General features: G+C 60.2%; 4 protein-coding genes. 2 read left to right on the top strand and 2 right to left on the bottom strand.

All coding sequences use genetic code 11. The features are described from left to right. Positions 1-329: TRAP transporter large permease subunit (locus tag A2I95_RS29160; RefSeq protein WP_291734838.1), on the top strand; the 329-nt coding region annotated here is incomplete at its 5' end. Between the two features lie 9 nt (positions 330-338). After that, positions 339-785, top strand: a complete 447-nt coding sequence (locus A2I95_RS29155; RefSeq protein WP_027256873.1) for a thioesterase family protein — start codon at positions 339-341, stop codon at positions 783-785. Positions 786-791: 6 nt separating this feature from the next. On the opposite strand, the gene A2I95_RS29150 is transcribed toward A2I95_RS29155, so the two are convergent. After that, on the bottom strand, positions 792-1994 hold the full coding sequence (locus tag A2I95_RS29150; protein WP_291735512.1) for a crosslink repair DNA glycosylase YcaQ family protein: 1203 nt from the start codon (positions 1992-1994) through the stop codon (positions 792-794). After that, positions 1994-3019, bottom strand: coding sequence for a LacI family DNA-binding transcriptional regulator (locus A2I95_RS29145; RefSeq protein ID WP_027256871.1), 1026 nt, complete (start codon positions 3017-3019; stop codon positions 1994-1996). The genes A2I95_RS29150 and A2I95_RS29145 overlap by 1 nt, the downstream gene beginning before the upstream one ends. Positions 3020-3025 lie beyond the last annotated feature (6 nt).

The following is a 3025-nucleotide window of genomic DNA, read 5'->3' as shown; positions in this document are numbered from 1 at the left end:
TCAAGGACGCCATTGCTGCCGGAGCCGAATTGACCCGTGAGCAGATGAAAGAGCTGGGCATCCGGGTGACCGAAGGCCGGGTGAACCGGATCGAGGCGGAATATGTCGCCATCTGGTTCGGGATCCTAGTGCTGATCGTTGTGGAAGTGGGCTTGATCACCCCGCCGGTTGGAATGAACCTGTTCATCATCAATGCGATGGACCGAAAGACCAAGATGATCGACACATACAAGGCGGTGATGTTCTTTGTTGCTTCTGACCTTATCCGGGTTGTCATCCTGGTGGCTTTCCCAATCATCACGCTATTGCCTCTGATGCTGATGCAATGAGGAACAGGAATGACTGAACATACTTCCGTTTCAGCACAGCAGGGTTTTACCCATGAAATCCGTGTCGGCTGGGGGGACTGCGATCCGGCCCGGATTGCCTATACCGGACGGCTGCCTGTCTTTGCATTGGAAGCGATTGACGCCTGGTGGGAGCATCACTTGGGTGGCGATGGCTGGTATCAGATGGAGCTGGACCGGGGCACCGGCACGCCATTCGTGCATATGAGCATCGATTTCCGCGCGCCTGTGACCCCGCGTTACCGGCTGATGTGCGATGTCTGGCCTTCCGCGTTGGGCGGCAAGTCGGTGACTTTCCGGGTGAATGCGCGGCAGAATGGGGAGCTTTGTTTTGAAGGCAGGTTCGTTTGCGTATTCATTGCTCCGGAGAGCTTCACAGCAATACCAGCGCCGGAAGATTATCGCCGGGTAATCGAGGCGCAGTTGCAGCCAGAGTAGCTTCTGTCAGCGCAGCCAGCCGTCTGTGAAACACACTCTGCTGAGGCCCGCAAAACGTGCAACCCGACCCAGTTCAGCCTCCAGCCGCCTGGCGCGGACCGGTGACCACTTCACATCCCGTTCAGGCCATACGGCGGTGACGCGAAGGACGTCTGCGTCCCGGTCCGCCTTCATATCAATCCGGCCAACCAGACGTATGCCTTCCAGCAGTGGAAAGACGTAATAGCCATACTGGCGCCTGAGTGCCGGGGTGAAAACCTCGATCCGGTAGTGGAAACCGAACAGCCGTTCCGCTCGCTTGCGGTCGCGCAGGGCTGGGTCAAAGGGGCTGAGCACCCGCATCCGGCCTGGTGCCGGACCCAATTCCGCGGCGGCTTTCACGGTGCCCGGACGGGCGAACACTTTGCGCAGCTTGCCGTCCGCCTGTTCGACTTCAATCTCTTCCAGCTCTCCACGGCGCAGCTGTTCGGCGCACCATAACTTGGCTTCCACCGGAGAAGCGGTGTCCCAGAACGCCGCGAGCTCGCCGGAGGTGGCAAAGCCCAGCCGGTCCATCGCAGCGGAGCAAAGCCAGTTAATGGTCGCAGTCTCGTCGCAGGAGGTGCCAGGGCGCAGATGCTCCTCAATCACTCGTTCGGTCAGGTCATAGCGTTTCTGGAAACCTTCACGCCCCACCACTGTCAGCGCGCCTGAGCGCCAGAGATATTCCAACGCAGTCTTAGACGGGTGCCAGTCCCACCAGCCGCCGGAGCCCTTCTTTTCATCCTTGCCAAGGTCAGAAGAACTGACTGGACCGTGATCCCGCACATGGTTCAGGACGGTTTCGAACTGCGCCTCAAACCCGTCGCGCCGCCAGTTGCGCCAGCGATTGCGCAGCAGCTCGGTATCACGCAGAAACCGCAGATGCCAATGAGGGTAGAACGCCATCGGGATCATCGCGGCGTCATGGGTCCAATGTTCAAACAGCCCGCGGTCCCGCTCGTAGAGCTGCTTCAGATGTTTGGCGCGATAGCCCGGGCGGCGTGAATAGAGGATCACGTCATGCGCGCGCGCCACCGTGTTGATACTGTCGAGCTGTACAAAGCCCAGCCGCTGGATCAGCGCCAGCAGATCCGCTCCCTTGGCCGGACCTGCTGGCTGTTCAAGCAAGGCATGGCGGTCCAAGAACAGCCGCCGCGCGCTTTGATTGTCCAGCCGCTGCAGCGCCATCAGCGCCGTTTCAGCGTGTCGCCATAGGAAATGGTCGGGGTCAAAGTGACTTTGTTTTCAATCTCCGCGTCCGGATCTTCCAGCTGCGCGGCAATGATTTCCGCCGCTCTTCGGCCAATCTCCTGACGGCAGGCATCCATGGTGGCAAGCTTGCGCGGCAGCCCCTGCAACAGCTCCACCCCGTTGAACCCGGCCAGGCCGATCTGGCCCGGCACATCAATGCCCTGATCGAGCAAATACAGCAATCCACCCGCGCCGATCATATCATTGGAAAAATAGAGGAAATCCAGTTCCGGCGATCGTTCCAGCATGGCCTGCGTCATCTCGCGCCCCTTGGCCAGGGCAGAGCCGCCTGAGTAGAATTCGCGGTCCTCGATCTCCACGCCTTCCTTGGCCAGCGCCTCGGTGAAACCTTCGAACCTCTTTCGCGCCCGGTGGTCAAGCGGCATTTTGGTGCCCATGAAGCCAATGTGCTGATATCCGGCCTTAAGGATCGCCCTGGCCATTTCGCGGCCCGCGCGACGGTGGGAAATACCGACCATCGCATCCACCGGCTTGCCGTCAGTATCCATGATCTCCACCACCGGGATGCCGGCGCTGTTCAGCATGGCGCGGGCGGCTTCGGTATGCTCCAGCCCGGCAATGATAACACCTGAGGGGCGCCACGAGAGCATCTCGTACAGCACTTTTTCCTCTTTTTCGGGCTGATAGTCAGTCACCCCGACCACCGGCTGTAGCTCGGTGTTCTCCAGCACCTTGTTGACGCCGGTCAGAACCTCAGGGAAGACCATATTCGACAGCGACGGGATGATCACCGCCACCAGGTTCACCCGGTTCGAAGCCAGCGCGCCGGCGATCTTGTTGGGCACGTAGCCCAGCTCCTTGGCGGCACTCAGCACCTTGGTGCGGGTCTTTTCCGACACATCGCCGCGATTGCGCAGAACGCGGCTCACGGTCATTTCGGAAACACCGGTTGCTTCGGATACATCGCGGAGGGTGAGAGGGCGCTTGCTGTCCGTGGTCACGTTCCT

It is taken from the genome of Leisingera sp. F5 (assembly GCF_001593695.1).
The sequence above is the reverse complement of the archived record's forward strand: the minus strand, read 5'-3'. Positions and strand labels throughout refer to the sequence as shown.

Bases quoted from the DNA above. Each gene is read 5' to 3' on its own strand.
- A2I95_RS29155 (WP_027256873.1), top strand. From the start codon at position 339: ATGACTGAACATACTTCCGTTTCAGCACAGCAGGGTTTTACCCATGAA.
- A2I95_RS29150 (WP_291735512.1), bottom strand. From the start codon at position 1,994: ATGGCGCTGCAGCGGCTGGACAATCAAAGCGCGCGGCGGCTGTTCTTG.